Below are 18,464 nucleotides of genomic sequence, written 5' to 3' on the forward strand. Positions count from 1 at the left end.
CAGCCTTCACCGCCGACGGCTGCCGCCGACCGCGCCCACGGCACGGACGAGGCGCCCCGCCACAGCCCGCACACGGCCGCGTTCCGCGCGCCGCGGACCGGGTTACGATGCGACCCGGCCGATCACCCACGGCCCACCACCGGTCGGGCGTGCCGGCCGGTCGAGCGCCGGGCCGCCCCGTGCCCCGCAGGAGGCCCCTCGTGACGACACCCCCCACCACGGACCGGCTGGTCCTCGGCTGCATGGGACTCGGCGGCCCCTGGGACGCCGAGTCGTACACGGCGGCCGACGTCGAGGCCGCGGAGAAGGCCGTCGAGGCGGCGCTGGACAGCGGGATCACCGCCTTCGACCACGCCGACATCTACGGGCGGGGCAAGGCCGAGGCGGTCTTCGGCGAGGTCCTGGCCCGCGACCCCTCGCTCCGCGCGCGCATCGGCATCCAGTCGAAGTGCGGCATCGTGCTCGCCCGCGGCGACCGGCCGGGCCTGTACGACCTGCGGGGCGCGTCGATCGTGCGGAGGGTCGAGGAGACCCTGACCCGGCTGCGCACCGACGTGCTCGACACGCTCCTGCTGCACCGCCCCGACCCGCTCGCGGACCCCGAGGACGTGGCGGACGCCCTGCACTCCCTCCACGAGCAGGGCCTCGTCCGCCGGTTCGGCGTCTCCAACATGAACGCCCCGCAGATCGCCCGCCTCCAGGCCCACCTCTCGCTGCCGCTGGCGGTCAACCAGCTGGAGATGAGCCTGGCGAGGCGCGACTGGCTGGAGGACGGGGTCCTCGTCAACACCCCGGCCTCGGCCGCCAACGGCTTCCCCGCGGGCACCGTCGAACACTGCCTGGCCCACGGCGTCGCCCTCCAGGCCTGGGCGCCGCTCGCCCAGGGGCGCTTCACCGGCCGGCAGGAGACCAAGGAGGAGCACGCCACCGCCGACCTGGTGGCCCGCCTGGCCGAGGCCAAGGACACGACCCCGGAGACGATCGTCCTGTGGTGGCTCCAGCGCCACCCGGCCCGCGTCGTCCCCGTCATCGGCACCACCAGCCCCACCCGCATCAGGTCCTGCCACGACGCCGCCACCACCGACCCCCACCTCACCCACGAGGAGTGGTACGACCTCTGGCTCACGTCCCGCGGCCTGCCGCTGCCGTGACCGGGAAGGCCCGGCCCGACGGTCGTCTCTCCGCCCAGCGCCGATACATGTCATCAATACTTTATTTAGACCGTGTCCTTCATGGTCAGTTCGAGGAGCCGTTCATAGCAGCAGAGGGCCGCGGCGAGGCCGAGGAAGGCCAGGTAGTTGCGGGGAGGACGTTCGTAGCGGTGGTTGAGCCGACGGTAGCCGGTCAGCCAGGACATGGTCCGCTCGATCAATCCACCTAAGGATGTCGTAGGCCTTGTCTGCGTGCAGGCGTTGAGGCTTGGAATCGGCCGCGTGGAGCTGGCAATGGCTTCGCGATCTCCCACAAGCCCTCCGGAACGATCCAACCCCACCGTCCACTCCCCATGACCGGCCCAACGGTCAACCAGCCATGTGGGAAAAGGCCTTGGCCTCTCACTGCGAGGCGGTTGTCACGCGTGGGACCAGCGAGATCAAGCCACAGCTACAGATCGTCGTTGGTATGCCGCTTGTAAACTCGGCGCACGCCGTTGACCACGGCGCACGTGCAAAGGGGGATGCATGTCAGCGTTCGAAGAGGAGTGGGGCCGGCTCAAGGCGGACGCGCTCCGTAGGCGGGCCACGAGTATGGAGCTCGCCTCGGTAGGGGACAGCGGGGGGCCGGCTCTCGGGCTGGGGAACGCGGACCTTGGTCTGCGTGACGCGCCCGTACGCGCCAAGGCTCCGGGTTTACGGACAGCGAACGGTGAAGCTCGTAAGAGCGCCAAGCTCGATGACGTGGTGGCGGTCGGGAAGACCCATACGGGATGGGACGCGGGCGCCGCGAGCAACGACTGTGTGAGCGCCTGGCAAAAACGCCTCCATACGCTTAGTGACCTGGTTGAGGACGCTGCCGACGCACTCACCAAGGGCATGGACCAGCAGATCAGCGAGGACATCTCCATCGCGGCACAGCTCAGGGCCTCCGGTAACCGGCTGGAAGGTGCCTGATGGTCTCCGTGCCCGAACTCGACAAGGCGCGGCCCCAGCAGTGGCGGGACGCCGCGGACGACGCCATCGGTGCCGCCAAGCAGTGCGAGGCGCTGGCTGGGTACGCGCGTGACGAAATCGCCGCGACTCTCCGCCAGTGCTGGGTGGGCGATGCCGGGCGCGCGGCCCGGAACACCTTCGTCAAGCACGCGGGCGACTACGAGGCAGCCGCCATCGCCCTCCGGGCGATGGCGCGGACGTACGACGATCTCGCCGACGACATCGCATCCGCCCAGCGCAACCTGCACAGCGCACTCGACTACGCGCACCGTAACGGCCTCAAGGTGGACGACAGCGGTCGGGTCGACTTCGCCAGACCCACCGCCGAAGCACCGGACGGCGAAGGGGCCGAGAAGATCAAACATGCTCATGAGATCATTTCCGATGCCCTCGCCAAGGCGAGCCGGGCCGATACCGGCGCGGCCCGTTCCCTGCGTACCGTCGAAGCTCTGACCGACATCAGCGATCCGAACCTCGCCAAGAAGGCACTCGACGAGAACAGCCCGCTGGGCATTGCCCTGCGCCTGTCCGGCGGACTGGACGGTCTGCACCCCGTCAACGTCCCGCCGAACGTCCTTACAGCCGTAAACCTGGCCTCCGCCGAAACGGGTATCAGCCGGAAACTGCTCTTGGCCATCCTCTGGCAGGAACAACAGTGGTACCAGAACCACAACCCGAGCCTTCGCGGGCCACTGACCGAGTTCGGCCGCTTCTTCGACTGGAGCCTGACGCTCGGTCCGAAGCCGGACAAGTCCCTGGGTATCACCCACATGAAGACCGACACCGCCAGGAGCGTCGTCGAGAAGAACCGCGAGGCGTTCCGGCTGGAAGACGGCAGGTACATGGCCGACCTGAGCGATGTCGAACTCGCGGCACTCATCGAGCACAACCCGGACCTGGACGTACGGCTGAGCGCCCACCACTTGGCCGATCTCCGCGATCAGCCGTACGGCGCCCGCACGGACAAGCAATTGTTCACGCTCTATGCCGCCGACACCCCGGATGTGCGCGAGAAGAACGAGCAGTACGGTGACGAATCCGATCAGCGTGGCGGAGACATCAAGACGCGGGGCCGGAACTGGGACACGATCGAGCCGCATCTCGACGACGCAATGGCCTGGGACACCCTCAGCGACGAGGAACAAGCAGAAGCCATACGTCAGTTGGAGGCCCAGACCCCCGCAGGACATCACGTGTCTCTAGACCCTCTGTACCGCGCGGGCCAGACCACCGGCACCGGTAGCGGCGAACCGGAGCCCGGAACGCCGTCCCCCAGTCCCGGTCCCTCTCCCGTACCGCCAGGAACTCACTGACCTTATGAAAAGGACCGTCTCCGTCCTGACCATGCTCTTCGCACTGGTCGCCCTCACCGGGTGCGACCGGTTCGAGCCGCGCGGTGGGAAACCCCTCGACCCCATGCCGGCTCATGTCCCCACGACACCGCAGTACACGACACCCGACGAGGTCGTGGCCGCACTGGCACGCGCGGGCATGCCTTGCAAAGTACTGCGGCGCAGGACCGGCGCCCTGGACTGTGAAGCCCGGATCTCGGGGACGACAGTGGAGAACCGGATCCAGGTCCTGAACCCCGAGGAGTTCAGCCGTGACGAGGTCGGCGACTCCATCGCCGCCTGGCGCAATAGCGGCACCACCCTCGTCGCGGCGGGCAATTGGTTCATCCGCGTCCTGCCCAACGACACCCCCGCCTACTCGATCAAGGTCGCCAACGCGATCGACGCCGTCGTCCTCCCTCCTCCCTACCCTCTCCCCGACATCCCGAGCACACCCGTGTACGCGACCGCCGATGCGCTGGCCGACGCACTGGACAAGACCGACTTCTGCATGGACCGGGAACGACGGTCGACACGAGAGCTGTTGTGCGGATCGCGGTCCCCGGAGAAGAAGTCCTGCGACGCGTCCTGGGCAAACCACCACGCCCTCCTGCTCCTGCACAAGGACCCCGCGGCCCGCGACGACTACATTCGGCTCCTCCTCAGCAACGACCACACACCCGCCGTCATCGTCACGGCCGCGAACTGGACCATCCAGTTCTGCGACTCCGCCACAGCGCGCGCAAAAGCTGATGCGCTGGGAGGAGTCCTGATCCACCACAACCCCACCGCATAGGACACGGCCTGGAGGATGTCTCACGCGGTGAGCTTCGCGAGTCGCTTGTAGCAGGTGAGTGCCGCAGCGAGCCCGAGGAAGGCAAGGGAGTGGTTGCCTTTTCGTTCGTACCGGATGGTGAGGCGGCGATCGCAGAGCCGGCGCAGGTGTTCCGCGAAGTAATACGCCTTATCCGCACGGATCCTCACCGGTCGTCCGCGGCGGGGTCCGTGCCGGGAGCGGATGGCCGGCATCCCCAGGATGAGCGACTTGAACGCCTGGCTGTCGTACAGGTCCGCACCCGACACCGCCACGACCAGACGGTGCGCGGTGGCCGGCGAGACACCGAACGATTCCGGCAGATACCGCCACGCGCACCCGCTGGTCAGTGCGTACACCACAGCCATGAACACCGCCCGCTCGTCACGCGGAGCGGTCCCGCCGCCTTGCGGTCGAGCCGCGAACGACGGCAGTAGCGGGGCGGCCTGCTCCCAGAGCCCGTCAGATACCAGGCGCTTCAACAGATCAGCCCTCACGGCCGCCATCATGTCGCTCGAACGTCAAGTCGCGCGGCGCAGTCCTCTATGCCTTGATCGATGCGGCCGATCTGGCGGCCTGCTCGATCTTCGCGTAGGAGGCGTCGCGGGCTTCCTCATCGATCCGCATCTCGTGTTCGGGCCGCGTCCCGGTTCGGCCATCGACGCTTTCGCGCAGGATGTCGGCGTGCCCGGCATGCCGGTTGGTCTCGCCGAGAACGTGGACCATGACGGCGAACAGATTCGTATGGGAATGAGGCTCCGGCCACCACGGCACGTGGCCGGGGGCGTCGAGGGGAAGCTCGTTGATCGTCGCGTCTGAGTGTTCCCACGTGCGCCGGTAGGACTCGACGATCTGATCGCGGGTCTCGTCCCCAGCCGCCCACAGATCGCTGCCGTCGTGGTCCTGCCACCGGGGCAGCGGTTCCGGGGAAGGACGGTCGAAGACCTCGCCGAAGTACCTGGCCTCGACGCCGGCCACGTGTTTGACCAGGCCGAGGAGGTTGGTCCCGGTCACCGTCAGAGGTCGACGGACATCGTATTCGGACAGGCCCTCGAGCTTCCAGAGCAGCGCCTTGCGGTCCCGCCGCAGTCTCTCGTGCAGGTTGTTCTTCGCGAATTCATCGATCATGCGGCATCAGCCTGCCACGGGCCGCTCATGGCCTCAAGATCCCTTACGTGCCCCGCGACGACTGGCAAAGCCGGGGCCCGGCCATGGCCACCGCACCCTGAGCAGCTACGAGAAGCTCGCGAAACTTCCCACGTGAGACAACCTCTTGGAGAGGTGGTTCGCGGGGCCTGCCTCTATAAACATTAGGTAACCGAAGTCCTTTTTGCCCTGATTGATGAAAACTTCGGCACGGCCAGAAGGTCGATTCTCACATGACTGTCAAACGCCCGAGGGGCCGTTTCGGATTGCTCCGAAACGGCCCCTCGGGCTACGACTCTTTCGAGTCGGGACGACAGGATTTGAACCTGCGACCCCTTGACCCCCAGTCAAGTGCGCTACCAAGCTGCGCCACGTCCCGATGCGCGTCTTCGGCGGGTTGTTCCCGCGTCGGCGTGCAGGGAAAACATTACCTCACTCCGGAGGGTGGGACGACGCACGGGCTGTCACCGCGTCGGAGGTGACGAGGGAGGCGCCGCAGGCGGTGGCCAGGGCGGTCGCCTCGGCGAGGGCCTCGGGGGAGTCGGTGGCGCGGGCCAGGTCGAGGCGGGCACGGGCCTCCTCGTAGCGGGACGGGGACGCGGCCAGGTGGGCGACCGCCTCGGTGAGGAGGCGGCGGGACTCGGGCGGGTCGGCGAGGAGGGCCGCGCAGCGGAGGGCCTCGCCGAGGGCCGTGGGGGTGCCGATGCGTTCGGCGTGGGTACGGGCCTCGGCGGCGAGCGCGGCCGCGCGGTCCGGGTCCGTGGGGGCGAGCGCCCGCGCGAGGTCCAGGGGCCAGGGCGCCCACACGATGTGGTGGCGGCCCCGGCCGATCAGGGCCTCGGCCGCGGCCTCCAGGGTGGCCACCGCCTCCTCGACGCGTCCCTCCGCGAGCAGGAGCCGGCCGAGGATGCTGGGGCCGTCGGGCAGGACGATCGCGTCCGGCCACGGCGGCCCGAAGGAGTAGTGGTCGGCCACGCTCCGCGCCTCCGCCGTGCGGCCCCGGGCGACGAGCGTGTCCACGAGCAGGCAGGCGGTGTCCCAGTGCACCGGGAGGCCGTTGCCCACCCGGTCGGCCAGGCGCAGGCCCTCCTCCAGGTAGTGCTGCGCCCTCGGCAGGTTGCCGCGGCGCCGGTGGACCAGGCCCAGGAGCGTGTGGGCGAACGCGAGGTGGGCGCCGCTCCAGCCCGAGATCTCGAAGGCGCGGACCGCCTCCGTGAAGAGGATCCCCGCCTGGTCGGGGCGGTCGGAGAACGCGTACGCGATGCCGGTGAGCGCCGGGATCTCGAAGCCCCACGTGGGGTCGGTCCAGCCGAGTCCACGGGCCGGTATGCCGTCGACGAGGGCGAGGTCGCAGAGGCGCACGACCTCGTCGGCGGGCTCGCCGCGCATCATGGCGTCGAACCCGCGCACCGTGAGCAGGGCCCGCTCGGAGTTGTCCGCGCCGGTGAAGTGCGCGGTGAGGTCGGCCAGGCGGCGGGAGCGGCCGGGGCCGTCCTCCTCGGCGGCCTGGAACCCCTCGTACATGAAGTTCGCGGCCTGCAGGCGGCGGCGGTCGGTGCCGGGCGGGGTGCGGACGGCCTCGGCCGCGAGGACCCGCGCGGCGTCCCGGAGCTGGTTGTTGTGGGCGAGGGCCTGCGCGAGCCGGTAGGTCGCGTCGATCCGCAGGTCGTCGTCCAGGCCCGGCAGGTCGAGCGCGGAGCTCAGGTGGCGGACGGTGGCGGCGGGCGCGGTCAGCAGGGAGGCGCAGCCGAGTTCGTACAGCACCCTGGCGTACGAGTCCGGGCCCGGCGGTTCGGCCAGGGCCCGCTCCAGACAGCGCCGGGCCGCGTCCGGGGCGCCCACGGCGAGGTGTTCGACGGCGGCGGCCCGCAGTTGGTCGACGACGTCCTCGTCCTCGTCCGGGTGCACTTCGAGGAGGTGCCGGGAGACGGCGGCCGGTCCGTGGCCGGCCTCGGTGAGCGCCCAGGCCGCCCGTCCGTGCATGGCGGTCCGCGCGGCCGGTGACATCGAGCCGTACACCGCGGACGCGATGAGGGGGTGCGCGAACTCCAGGTGGGTGGACTGCCCCACGGGCGTCACGGGCGTCACGGGCGTCATGGGAGTCACGGCGGGGTCGGTCCCCGTGCCGGTTCCGGTGTCCGGTCCCGGCCCGGCGGCCGGTCCGGTCTGTGCCTCCCGGTCCGCTCCCGTCGTCACGATCCTCGCCTGGCGCAGGAGTTCGGTGTGCTCGGCGACCTTCGCCCTGCTCGTGCCGGTGAGCAGTGCCAGGAGGTCCGGCGTGCTGTCCGCGCCGAGGACGGCGATCGTCCAGGCCAGGCGGGTCGGGCCGACGCCGAGCTCTTCGAGGCGGGCGACGAGCCCGCCGCCGCGCGCTTCGGCACCGAGGCCGCGCAGGAGGGAGGCGGAGGTGGCGACGGGTTCGAGCATCCGGTCGCGGGCCTTGGCGAGGAGTTCGACCGTCTCGTACGGGTTGCCGGAGGTCACCGACCACAGCTCCCGGCAGAACGGCTCGTCCGCGTGGCCGCCCAGCGTGTCCCGGGCGAGCGCGGCGGTCGCGCCGGGCGTGAGCGCGTGCAGGCCCAGGGTCACGACGGCGCGGTCGGCGAGCGCGGCGAGGACGGCCGGCACCCCGGTGCGCTGCGGCTCCTCCGGCAGGGGGCGGTGGGCGAGGACGACGAGGGCGGGCAGGCGGCGGTCCTGCCGGAGCCGGGTGAAGGCGTCGAGCCACGCCAGGGATTCGGCGTCGGCCCAGTGCGCGTCGTCCACGAGCAGGACCGGGGGCCGGTCCCGCAGCCGGTCCGCTAGCCGTCCCAGGAGCTTGGCCAGACCGTCCCGCACGCCCTGCGGGTCGGCCGGCGCGGCCGACGGCGGAGGCGGCGGGGCGAGGCCGAGCGCGGGGGCGAGCAGGTCGAAGTGGCCGCCGAAGAGGAGGCGGACGTCCTCCTCGTCGAAGCGGTCGAGCGCGGGCTGGAGCAGCTGGCGGGTGACGTGGAACGGGACCGAGGTGAGGGTCTCGCCGCCCCGGGCCCTCAGGACGGTGCACCGGTCGCGGGCGGTCCGGTGTATCTCGTCGAGCAGGGTGGTCTTGCCGATCCCCGACTCTCCCCGGTAGACGAGGATGCCGCCGCGCACCGGACCGTCCGCCGCCGCCGCTCCGGTGACGAGTTCGTCGACGGCATGGGCGGCCGCGGCGAGTTCCGGGTCCCGTTCGAGCAGTCCGCCGTGGGACCCGTCCGGGACCACGGGAACGAACGGCGTGACGGGCGACGGCTTTTCGGGATCCGACGACACCGGTGACTCACTCCCCTACCCGAGCTCCTTGCGCGCCGCGGCCGGCGAGACCCACGCGGACCGGCACGAAGCGCTTGTCGGACGAGCCTAGCGTTCCTGATCGTTCCGGGGGCGACAATGGAGGGGTGAACCGGACCACGAGTGACCGAGGCAGGGATCGCGACGAGGAGGGGCGGGCCCGCAGCGCCCGCCCCCGCGACGGGCTCGGCCGCCCGCTGCCGTACGGGGCGGAGGGGGTGCCCCGGCAGCCCGAGGGGGTCGTACGGGATCCCGGCGCGACCCTGCGCGAGGCGCAGCGGCTGCTGGACGCCGGGATGCCGTTCCACGCGCACGAGGTATTCGAGGACGCCTGGAAGTCCGGTCCGGAGGCGGAGCGGGACCTGTGGCAGGGGCTCGCCCAGCTCGCCGTGGGTCTGACGCACGCCGCCCGGGGCAACACGGCGGGCGGGGCACGCCTGCTGCGGCGCGGCGCCGTCCGGTTGGCGAACGGGGCGGGCGGGTCGGGAGCCGGGAGGGACGGAAGGGCGGAAGCCGGTTCGCCGGAAGCCCGGGCCTCGGTCTCCGGGCCGTACGGGATCGACGTCGGCGGGCTCGTCTCCTGGGCGCGGGAGTTGGCCGACCGTACGGAAGGGGGCGGAGGGGCGGGGGGTCCCGTCGTGGTCGACGCCGCCGTCGAGGCGCCGCGGCTGCGCGGGGACGTCCCCTGACACCGCCCACCGGGCCCGCTACTCCCCCGTCCCCTCGATCTCCTCGCGCAGTACGGACGCGTGGCCGGTCGACGGGTCCTTGACCGCCGTGAGGAGCGTGACCGTGCCGCGGCCCGCGAGGTCCTTCGGGCGGGCGAGGGCCTCGGCGGCGGCCGGGGCCGCGAGTTCGGCCCCGTAGCGGCGGCGGAACTCCTCGTGCCCGCCCTCGGGGCCGTGGTACCAGTGGCGGAGCTCCGGGGAGGGCGTGAGGGCCCTGGGCCACTCGTCGACGTGCGCGTCCGCCGTGGCGAGGCCGCGCGGCCGGAGGCGGTCGACGAGGACCCGCACCCCGTCGTCGGGCGACGGGGTCTCGTGGACGCGGCGGACGCGGACGGCGGGGGTGCTCGCGGCCATGGGTCCGGGGTGCCGGACGGCGCCCCGGCTCACCCGGCGACGCGCAGCGCCGGGAGGAGGACGGCGTCGACGAAGGTCCGCATGGTCGAGGTGTCCGTGAACCGCTCCTCGCAGATCCGCTCGACGCGGAGCATGCCGAGGAAGGAGGGGGCCACGAAGCCGACGGCCGGGTTGTCGGCCTCGACCTCGCCCCGCTCGACCGCGCGCGCCACGATCGCGTCGATGGCCGCGATCTCGGGGGCGATGACGGTCTCGCGGAACGCGGCGCGCAGGTCGGGGTGCTGGATGTACGCCTGGGTGACGGCCTCCATGAGGCCGGCGTCGCGCTCGTGGTGGGAGGCGGCGATGCGGGCGGCCTCGCGCAGGTCGCCGGCGAGGGTCCCGGTGTCGATGCCGGCGAAGACGACGCAGCGGCGCCGGGCGAGGGCGGCGGTGACGAGCCGGGGCTTCGTCCCCCACTGCCGGTAGAGCGTGGCCTTGCCGCACTTGGTGAGGGCCGCGACGCCCTCCATGGTCACCGAGTCGTAGCCGCCCTCGCGCAGGAGGCGGAGCACCGCGTCGTAGAGCTCGGTCTCGCGCTCCGGCGTGATCTTGCTGCGCCGGGCTGCGGCGGTCGCGGCCTGTGTGGACATCGGTCCCTCCCGTACGGGTCTCCCTCTGCACATACGAGAGTAGGGGGTGCACAATCGAGACGCAAACGTATCGAGACGCTTGCGTCTCGCTGAAAACGGATCTAGGCTTCCTCCGTTTGTTGCCCATTTGACGGATTAGAGGGCCGCGCGATGGCTGCCGGGATACGCGGGATACCAGGACCACGTCCTGCCGGACCTGGGGCGACGCCTACCCCCGGCCCCGCCGGGCCCGACGTCGGAGAGGGGGACGGAGCGAACGGCAAGGTCCCGAAAGCGGCCCCGCGACCGCCTCTCCTGCGTGAGCTGCTGCTCGTCACCGCCCTGTTCCTCGTCTACAAGTTCGGCCGGCTCTTCGCCAACGGCCACGAGACCCGCGCCTTCCGGAACGCCGACCGCGTCTGGGACGCCGAGCGCGCGCTCCACCTCCCGGGCGAGGGAACGGTCCAGCAGCTCCTGATGCACGGCGAACCGCTGGTCCGGGCCGCGAACACGTACTACGCCACCGTGCACTTCCCCGCCACGGTCGCCTTCCTCGTCTGGCTGTACCTGCGCCGCCCGGCCCACTACCTGTGGTCGCGGCGCGTGCTCGCGCTCCTCACCGCCGCCGCGCTCGCGCTGCACCTGCTGATGCCGCTCGCGCCGCCCCGGATGCTCGCCGCCGCCGGACTCGTCGACACCGCCCGCGTCTACGGCCCCTCCGTCTACGGGGCGGTGCCGGAGACGGACTCGATGGCGAACCAGTTCGCCGCCATGCCGTCGCTGCACTTCGGCTGGGCCCTGATGGTCGCGATCGGCCTGATCGCCGCCACCCGTTCCCGGTGGCGGGCGCTCTGGCTGCTGCACCCGCTGCTCACCCTGTTCGTCGTCGTCGGGACCGCCAACCACTACTGGTTCGACGCGCTCGCCGCCGCCGCGCTCCTCGGACTCGCGCTGCTCGCCGTCCGCGCCCCCGGGCACCGGGCGACGCCCCCACCCGTACGCCGCCCGTTCGAGACGGCCTCCCTCCCGGTCGGAGCCCTGCGATGAACCCCGCCGCCGGCACCGCGCTCGCGGTGCTCCTCTCCCTCGTCTCCGCCGCCGGGTACGCGCTCGCCGCCGTCGCCCAGTCCCGGCTCGCCGCCGCGTCCCCCGCCTCCCCCGACGGGCGCGGGGCGCTGCGCGCGCTGCTCGCCCGCGGGCAGTGGTGGTGGGCGGTCGGCCTGAACGCCGCCGGGGCCCTCGCCCACGTGGCCGCCCTGCACTACGGGCCGCTGACCCTGGTCCAGCCGCTCGGCGCGCTGACCCTCGTGGCGGCGCTGCCGCTCGGCGCGTACTGCGCGCGCCGGCGGGTGACCCGTACCGAGTGGCGCGGGGCCCTGTGGACCCTGGCCGGTCTCGTCGGCCTGGTCGCCGTCACCGGGCCCGCGGCCCCCGGCGAGGCGCTCAGCCTGCGCGAGTCGCTGGTCGTCGCCGCGGCGACGGCGCTCCTGATCGCCGCCCTCGCCTCGGGCCGCCACCACGGGAACGGCGGGCGGGCCGGGCGCGGACTCGGGCACGCCACGGCGTCCGGGATCGCCTCCGGCGTCGCCTCGGCGCTCACCCAGACCCTGACGGCCGCGCTCGCCCTCGACCTTCCCGGCACCGAACCGACCTGGTGGCAGACCGCGCTGCTCGCGGTGCTCATATCCGGCTTCGCCACGGGCGGGCTGCTGCTCTCGCAGGCCGCCTACCGGGGCGGGCTCGCCGCGCCGCTGGCCGTCGTCAACCTCTCCAACCCGGCGGCCGCCGCGGTGATCGGCGTGGCCCTCCTCGGCGAGACCTTCCGGGCCGGGGCCTGGGGCTGGTGCGCCGCCGCCGGCGCGTCGCTGGTCGCGGCGCGGGGCGTGGTGCTCCTGACGAAGGGCGGCGGCGGGGGGACGGGAGAGGGCGGGGCCGGCGGCACTGCGGAGGCCGGTGGCGTTGCGGGGGCCGGTGGCGTTGCGGGGACCGACACCGTCGCGGGGACCGACACCGTCGCGGGCGCCGGCGGGAGTACGGGAGTCGGCGCTGTCGCAGGGGTCGGTGCGGGTACGGGACTCGGTGCCGTCGCGGGGATCGGTTCCGTCGCGGGAGTCGGTTCCGTCGCGGGAGTCGGTTCCGTCGCGGGAGTCGGTGGCTTCACCGCGGCCGGTGCCTTCGTAGAGGCCGGCGGCTTGACGGAGATCGGCGGGGCCACGGGAGTCGGTGCCGTCGCAGGGGTCGGTGCCGTCGCGGGCCCCGTCGGCCGTGCCGGTGCCAGTGGCCTCGTCGAGGCCGGTGCCGTCGCGGGCCTCGTCGGCCGTACTGGCGCCAGTGCCGCCACAGAGGGCAGCGTCGTCGCGGGGGCCGCCGGAGGCCTTCCGGGGGCCCGGATCGCCGGGCTCGCCGCGCCGGAGGTCGGAGCGGCGGGCGTGCCGCTCGCCGGATGAGGGCGGACGCTCCCATTCGTCACCTTGACGACAACTGGATCCACCCCCTATCGTCAACATGACGACAAGGGGGATCCCATGGCCGACATCACCCGGCGGGCGGGCTGGCGCCACCTGCGCTCCGCGCCCACCGCGCACATCCGCCACCAGCGACGGGGAAAGCTCGTCCACGACGGCGAAGGGCTCAGCTTCTGGTTCCGGCCGCGCACCGCCGCCCTCTCCGAGGTCCCGGTGAACGACCGGGAGCTGGCGATGGCCTTCCACGCCCGCACGGCCGACTTCCAGGACGTGAGCGTGCAGTCCACCGTCACGTACCGGATCGGCGACCCGGGCGCGGCGGCCACCCGGCTCGACTTCTCCGTCGACCCCGACACGGGCGCCTGGCGCGGCACCCCGCTGGAGCAGATCGCCACCCTCCTCACCGAGACCGCCCAGCAGCACGCCCTCGACGTCCTCACCCGCACGCCCCTGGCCGCCGCGCTCGTCGACGGCGTGGCGGCGGTGCGGGACCGCATCGCGACCGGCCTCGCCGCCGAGCCGCGCCTGCCGGAGACCGGCATCGAGGTCGTCGCGGTCCGGGTCGTGGCGATCCGCCCCGAGCCCGAGGTCGAGCGCGCCCTGCGCACCCCCGCCCGCGAGCAGATCCAGCAGGAGGCCGACCGGGCCACCTACGAGCGCCGGGCCGTCGCCGTCGAGCGGGAACGCGCCATCGCCGAGAACGAGCTGGCCAGCAAGATCGAGCTGGCCCGGCAGGAGGAGCGGCTCGTCGAGCAGCGCGGCACCAACGCGCGCCGCGAGGCCGAGGAGAACGCCGCCGCCGACGCGGTGCGGGCCGAGGCCGAGGCCGTACGGAAGGTCCGGCTCGCCCGGGCCGAGGCGGAGGCCGCCCGCGAGGTCGGCGAGGCGCGCGCCGGGGCGCAGTCCGCGTGGCTGCGGGCGCACGCGGAGGCCGATCCGGCCACCCTGCACGCCCTCGCCGTGCACCGGGCCGCCGAGAACCTGCCCCGGATCGAGCACCTGACGCTCTCCCCCGACGTGCTCACCGGACTGCTCGCCCGGCTGGGCGGCGAGGGCGGAGCGGGCGGGGCCCGGTCGTGAGCCTGGCGCCGCGCGCGGTGCTCGTGCACCGGACGACGGAGTACGAGGAGCTGCTCGCCCGGCACGGCACGCACGGGCAGGCCGCGTTCTTCCTCTCCGCGCGCGGCCGCTCGGTCGAGGACGTGCGGGAGCGGCACGAGCGGGCCCACCGGGCGCTCGCCGAGGTGGCGGGCGCGGTGCCGCTGGCGTGGCGGCAGGCCCGGGTGGAACGCGCCGATCTGGACCGGTTCCTGTTCGGACCCGAGGACGTCGTGGTGGTGGTCGGGCAGGACGGTCTGGTCGCCAACGCGGCGAAGTACCTGACCGGGCAGCCCGTCGTCGGCATCGACGCGGACCCGGGGCGCAATCCGGGCGTCCTGGTCCGGCACCGGGCCTCCCGGGCGCGGCGGCTGCTGCCGTACGCGGCGGGAGGGGGCGCGGCGGCCGACGAGCTGACGATGGTCGAGGCCGTCACCGACGACGCGCAGCGGCTCCTGGCGCTCAACGAGATCTACGTCGGGCCGCCGGGCCACCAGACCGCCCGCTACACGCTCGGGCTCGACGGGACGGACGCGCCGGCCGAGGCCCAGGCGTCGTCGGGCGTCCTCGTCGGCACCGGCACGGGAGCCACGGGCTGGCTGCGCTCCCTGTGGGAACAGCGCTCCAGCACCCTCGCGCTGCCCGCGCCGTCGGACCCCCGGCTCGCCTGGTTCGTCCGCGAGGCCTGGCCGTCGCCGACCACCGGCACCACCCGCGTCGAAGGGCTCCTCGGCCCCGGGCACGGCCTGCGCCTCACCGTCGAGTCGGACCGTCTGATCGCCTTCGGCGACGGCGTCGAGTCGGACGCGCTCGAACTGACGTGGGGCCAGACGGTCCACCTCGCCGTCGCCGCGCCGCGCCTGCGCCTGGTGCACTGAGCCGGCGACGGGGCGGGAGGGTGCCGGCCGGGGCCGGGACGGAAGGGCGCCGGCCGGCGCCGGGGCGGGACGGAGTGCGTCGAGCGCCGTCGGACCGGAGCGGGAGCAGGCCGGCCGTCGCCCCGGGGGCTCCGCCCGGGCGCGGGCGACGGGGAAGACGCGGACGCGCCCCGGTCACGGTGCCCGGCGCCCCACCGGTTCCCCCGCCCGGTGCGCCCACGGCCACGGCGCCCGGCCCCGGCGCCCCGCGGCCGGATTCGATCGGTGCGGTCCGGGCCGTGGTCCGGGCGGCGTTATGCTCGGCGCGCTTTGCCCGGATATCCGCCCGGCCGTCGCCGGGCCGTCCGGGCCGCCCCGTACGCTCCCGTCGCTTCCCGGTCGTCGAAGGACACCCCATGGCCCCCGGCTCGCTGACCGTCTCCTCCGCAACGCCGCAGGACTGGGCGCTGGTGCGCTCCTGGGCCGCCGAGGAGGGGTGGAACCCCGGGCTCTCCGACGTCACGGCGTTCTTCGCGCAGGACCCCGGCGGCTTCTTCCTCGGCCGGATCGACGGGGAGCCCGTCTCCGCCGTGTCGGTCGTCGACTACGACGACGCCTACGCCTTCCTCGGCTTCTACCTCGTGCGCCCCGGACTCCGCGGCCTCGGCCACGGCCTGGCCACCTGGCGGGCCGCGCTCGCCCACGCGGGCGGCCGGGCCGTCGGACTCGACGGGGTGCCCGCGCAGCAGGACAACTACCGGCGCTCCGGCTTCACGACGGCGTACCGCACGGCGCGGTACGTGGGCGAGGTCCCGGCCCCGGAGGGCCCGGTGACCGGTCTGGTGGCCGCCGGGCGGGTCGGCGCGGCCGCCCTCGCCGCGTACGACGACGCCTGCCACCACGCGAACCGGCCCCGGTTCCTCTCCGCCTGGCTGACGACCCCCGGGCACCGCGCCCTGGCCCGGGTCGTCGACGGGCGTCTGACCGGGTACGGGGTGGTTCGTCCCGCTCAGGACGAGGCCCGGATCGGGCCGCTGTTCGCGGACGCCCCCGCGGACGCGGCGGCCCTGCTCGACGGACTCGCGGCCGAGGCGCGGGACTTCGGCTCGGACCGGATCGCGGTCGACGTGCCGGAGGTCAATCCGGCGGCGGCGCGCCTGGCCCTGGAGCGCGGTCTGGAGCCGACGTTCGAGACGGCCCGGATGTACACCGGGCCCGTCCGGCCGGTCGCCCGCGAGCGCGTCTTCGGCGTCACGACGCTCGAACTGGGCTGAACGAAGGGCTCCGGCGGGCCCGGAGCGGGCCCGTGCCCCCTCCCCCTCACCGACCCCCCGCCACCCCCCGAGGGGTGACAAGGGTTTTCCCCGTATCGGGTTCACCCCCCCGTTCCCTACTGTCCTCCGCACCGGCAGTTATCATCCTCCGAGTCGCACCATGACAGGTGCATGTGAAGGGTGGCATCCGCCGGTGACGGCCTTGACCCGGGCCGTCGCGCCGGTGGCGGCGCACGGGCCCCCCAAGCCCAGGGAACGCCGGACCGCGACCCCACATCGCCCCGTGTGCCCCGCGCCGCCGCCACTGCTCCGCAGTTACGTCGTAATCGAAAGGGCCACACCTTGAACGGTTCCAGGCGGAGAGTCATATCCGTGGTCGCGGGCGCCGCGATCCTCGGTGCCGCTGCCACCACCTCCGGGGCGTTCGCCGCCGCCCCGGCCGCTCCGACCCCGAAGCCCGCCCCGGCTTCGCAGGCGATCCAGGCGCTGCCCAGCGCCCCGGTCGAGAAGCTCATCGTCACCTACAAGAACCAGGCCGCCGAGGCCGGTTCCAACGCCGCCGCGAAGAGCGACACGGCCGAGAAGGCCGCGAAGACGGGCGAGAAGCTCGCCTTCGAGCGTCGCCTCGCCGCCGGCGGCGCCCTGGTCGACCTGGGCGACAGCGCCACCAAGCAGGACGTGTCGAAGGTCATGGACGCCTTCCGCGCCGACCCGGCCGTCGCCTCCGTCGAGCCCGACATCCGCGCCTACGCGATGGCGGTCACGCCGAACGACACCGAGTACAGCAAGCAGTGGGACCTCTTCGAGGCCACCGGCGGCATGAACGTCCCGGCGGCCTGGGACAAGACGACCGGTTCCGGCGTCACCGTCGCCGTCATCGACACCGGCTACGCCGCCCACTCTGACCTGGCGGCCAACGTCGTCTCCGGTTACGACTTCATCTCGACCTCCGCCGACGCCCGCGACGGCAACGGCCGCGACGCGGACGCCAAGGACGAGGGCGACTGGAACGCCACCGACAACGAGTGCGGCAGCGGCTCCAAGGCCTCCAGCTCCTCCTGGCACGGCACCCACGTGGCCGGCACCATCGCCGGCGTCACGAACAACACCAAGGGCATCGCGGGCATCGCGTACAACGCGAAGATCCAGCCCGTGCGCGTGCTCGGCAAGTGCGGCGGCTCGTCCGCCGACATCGCCGACGCCATCACCTGGGCCTCGGGCGGCACCGTGCCGGGCGTCCCGGCCAACCCGACCCCGGCGAGGGTCATCAACCTGAGCCTGGGCGGCGCGAGCTCCACCTGCCCGAGCGTCTACCAGACCGCCATCAACGGCGCCGTCTCGCGCGGCACCACCGTCGTCGTGGCCGCGGGCAACAGCAACGCCAACACCTCCGGCTTCACCCCCGCGAACTGCTCGAACGTCATCACCGTGGCGTCGACCAGCCGTGAGGGCAACCGGTCGTACTACTCCAACTACGGCACCATCGTGGACGTGGCCGCGCCCGGCGGCGAGACCCGCCGCGCCACCGACACGCCCGGTACCGTCACCACCCCCGAGAACGGCATCCTCTCCACGCTGAACTCGGGCGCGACCACCCAGTCGACCGAGAACTACAAGCCCTACCAGGGCACCTCGATGGCGGCGCCGCACATCGCCGGCCTCGCCGCCCTCCTGAAGTCGGCCAAGAGCACCCTCACCCCGGCCGACATCGAGTCCGCGATCAAGGCCAACGCCCGTCCGCTGCCGGGCACCTGCACCGGCGGCTGCGGCACCGGCATCGCCGACGCGGCGAAGACGGTCGCGGCCGTCACCACCACCACGCCGCCGACCGGCACCGTCTTCACCAACTCGACGCGCGTGACGGTCCCGGACAACACCACCGTGACGTCCTCGATCGCCGTCACCGGCCGCGCCGGCAACGCCCCCGCCGCCCTCAAGGTCGGCGTGGACATCAAGCACACCTGGCGCGGGGACCTGGTCGTCGACCTGGTCGCCCCCGACGGCACGGTGCGCAACCTGAAGGCCTCGTCGTCCTCGGACAGCGCCGACGACGTCGTGACGACCTACACGGTCGACGCGTCGAGCGAGGTCGCCAACGGCACCTGGAAGCTCCAGGTCCGCGATGTGGCCACGGGTGACACCGGCTACATCAACGCGTGGAGCCTCACCTTCTAAAGCACCACCGCACCACCTTCGACCCACCCCCCACATCAGCATCATTGCTGGTCAGCGACGCGCTCGTGGTCTACACCACGGGCGCGTCCTGGCGTTGTGGGAGCGCGTGCCACCGGAGCGCGCTGTCCGTATGCCGGACAAGGGGCCTGGACTCC

16 protein-coding genes, 1 tRNA gene and 1 pseudogene are annotated in these 18,464 nt (G+C 73.1%); 11 read left to right on the forward strand and 7 right to left on the reverse strand.

All coding sequences use genetic code 11. The features are described 5' to 3' along the window. The first annotated feature begins 200 nt into the window (after window positions 1-200). A complete protein-coding gene (locus ACIP5O_RS32165; RefSeq protein ID WP_401299879.1) occupies window positions 201-1,151 on the forward strand; it encodes an aldo/keto reductase family oxidoreductase in 951 nt (316 codons plus the stop codon). 65 nt (window positions 1,152-1,216) lie between these two features. On the opposite strand, the pseudogene ACIP5O_RS32170 reads toward ACIP5O_RS32165, so the two are convergent. Continuing rightward, a pseudogene (locus tag ACIP5O_RS32170) lies at window positions 1,217-1,379 on the reverse strand (transposase); the annotation flags it as partial. Between the two features lie 300 nt (window positions 1,380-1,679). On the opposite strand from ACIP5O_RS32170, the gene ACIP5O_RS32175 reads away from it, so the two are divergent. The 3 genes from ACIP5O_RS32175 to ACIP5O_RS32185 are packed head-to-tail and all read left to right on the forward strand — an operon-like array spanning window position 1,680 to window position 4,274. Continuing rightward, window positions 1,680-2,108 carry a hypothetical protein gene (locus ACIP5O_RS32175; protein ID WP_401299882.1) on the forward strand — a complete coding sequence of 143 codons (429 nt, stop codon included), beginning with the start codon at window positions 1,680-1,682 and terminating at the stop codon, window positions 2,106-2,108. Next, complete coding sequence (locus ACIP5O_RS32180; protein WP_401299885.1) at window positions 2,108-3,460, forward strand: hypothetical protein; 1,353 nt, start codon at window positions 2,108-2,110, stop codon at window positions 3,458-3,460. Before ACIP5O_RS32175 ends, ACIP5O_RS32180 begins: the two co-directional genes overlap by 1 nt. A gap of 4 nt (window positions 3,461-3,464) precedes the next feature. Next, window positions 3,465-4,274, forward strand: coding sequence for a lipoprotein (locus ACIP5O_RS32185; RefSeq protein WP_401299888.1), 810 nt, complete (start codon window positions 3,465-3,467; stop codon window positions 4,272-4,274). A 20-nt stretch (window positions 4,275-4,294) separates the two neighbouring features. Here ACIP5O_RS32185 and ACIP5O_RS32190 read toward each other — a convergent pair whose 3' ends face one another. The 4 genes from ACIP5O_RS32190 to ACIP5O_RS32205 all read right to left on the reverse strand — a co-directional run bounded on the left by ACIP5O_RS32190 (window position 4,295) and on the right by ACIP5O_RS32205 (window position 8,681). Further along, a complete protein-coding gene (locus ACIP5O_RS32190; RefSeq protein ID WP_401299891.1) occupies window positions 4,295-4,789 on the reverse strand; it encodes a transposase in 495 nt (164 codons plus the stop codon). A 46-nt stretch (window positions 4,790-4,835) separates the two neighbouring features. Further along, window positions 4,836-5,420, reverse strand: a complete 585-nt coding sequence (locus tag ACIP5O_RS32195) for a DinB family protein (protein ID WP_401299893.1) — start codon at window positions 5,418-5,420, stop codon at window positions 4,836-4,838. 323 nt (window positions 5,421-5,743) lie between these two features. Next, window positions 5,744-5,817 (reverse strand) — tRNA-Pro (locus ACIP5O_RS32200). Between the two features lie 53 nt (window positions 5,818-5,870). Next, window positions 5,871-8,681, reverse strand: a complete 2,811-nt coding sequence (locus ACIP5O_RS32205) for an AAA family ATPase (RefSeq protein WP_401299896.1) — start codon at window positions 8,679-8,681, stop codon at window positions 5,871-5,873. A gap of 173 nt (window positions 8,682-8,854) precedes the next feature. Here ACIP5O_RS32205 and ACIP5O_RS32210 point away from each other — a divergent pair, with 173 nt between their 5' ends. After that, complete coding sequence (locus tag ACIP5O_RS32210) at window positions 8,855-9,436, forward strand: DUF309 domain-containing protein (RefSeq protein ID WP_401299899.1); 582 nt, start codon at window positions 8,855-8,857, stop codon at window positions 9,434-9,436. 18 nt (window positions 9,437-9,454) lie between these two features. On the opposite strand, the gene ACIP5O_RS32215 is transcribed toward ACIP5O_RS32210, so the two are convergent. Together ACIP5O_RS32215 and ACIP5O_RS32220 are read right to left on the reverse strand one after the other, a co-directional pair. Next, window positions 9,455-9,829, reverse strand: a complete 375-nt coding sequence (locus tag ACIP5O_RS32215) for a DUF488 domain-containing protein (protein WP_401299901.1) — start codon at window positions 9,827-9,829, stop codon at window positions 9,455-9,457. A gap of 29 nt (window positions 9,830-9,858) precedes the next feature. Further along, window positions 9,859-10,461, reverse strand: coding sequence for a TetR/AcrR family transcriptional regulator (locus tag ACIP5O_RS32220; protein ID WP_401299904.1), 603 nt, complete (start codon window positions 10,459-10,461; stop codon window positions 9,859-9,861). 150 nt (window positions 10,462-10,611) lie between these two features. Between ACIP5O_RS32220 and ACIP5O_RS32225 the strand changes: the two genes are divergently transcribed. The 6 genes from ACIP5O_RS32225 to ACIP5O_RS32250 all read left to right on the forward strand — a co-directional run bounded on the left by ACIP5O_RS32225 (window position 10,612) and on the right by ACIP5O_RS32250 (window position 18,309). Beyond that, window positions 10,612-11,487 carry a phosphatase PAP2 family protein gene (locus tag ACIP5O_RS32225; protein ID WP_401299907.1) on the forward strand — a complete coding sequence of 292 codons (876 nt, stop codon included), beginning with the start codon at window positions 10,612-10,614 and terminating at the stop codon, window positions 11,485-11,487. Beyond that, window positions 11,484-12,887, forward strand: a complete 1,404-nt coding sequence (locus tag ACIP5O_RS32230; RefSeq protein WP_401299911.1) for a DMT family transporter — start codon at window positions 11,484-11,486, stop codon at window positions 12,885-12,887. Before ACIP5O_RS32225 ends, ACIP5O_RS32230 begins: the two co-directional genes overlap by 4 nt. 78 nt (window positions 12,888-12,965) lie before the next feature. Beyond that, window positions 12,966-13,985: an SPFH domain-containing protein gene (locus ACIP5O_RS32235; protein ID WP_401299914.1), complete on the forward strand. Its 1,020-nt coding sequence runs from the start codon at window positions 12,966-12,968 to the stop codon at window positions 13,983-13,985. Beyond that, window positions 13,982-14,881 carry a hypothetical protein gene (locus ACIP5O_RS32240; protein WP_401299917.1) on the forward strand — a complete coding sequence of 300 codons (900 nt, stop codon included), beginning with the start codon at window positions 13,982-13,984 and terminating at the stop codon, window positions 14,879-14,881. The genes ACIP5O_RS32235 and ACIP5O_RS32240 overlap by 4 nt, the downstream gene beginning before the upstream one ends. 395 nt (window positions 14,882-15,276) lie before the next feature. Continuing rightward, window positions 15,277-16,134: a GNAT family N-acetyltransferase gene (locus ACIP5O_RS32245; protein ID WP_401299920.1), complete on the forward strand. Its 858-nt coding sequence runs from the start codon at window positions 15,277-15,279 to the stop codon at window positions 16,132-16,134. Between the two features lie 372 nt (window positions 16,135-16,506). Beyond that, complete coding sequence (locus tag ACIP5O_RS32250; protein ID WP_401299923.1) at window positions 16,507-18,309, forward strand: S8 family serine peptidase; 1,803 nt, start codon at window positions 16,507-16,509, stop codon at window positions 18,307-18,309. Window positions 18,310-18,464 lie beyond the last annotated feature (155 nt).

The sequence above is a fragment of the Streptomyces sp. NPDC088915 genome (assembly GCF_044749825.1).
Taxonomy (GTDB): domain Bacteria; phylum Actinomycetota; class Actinomycetes; order Streptomycetales; family Streptomycetaceae; genus Streptomyces.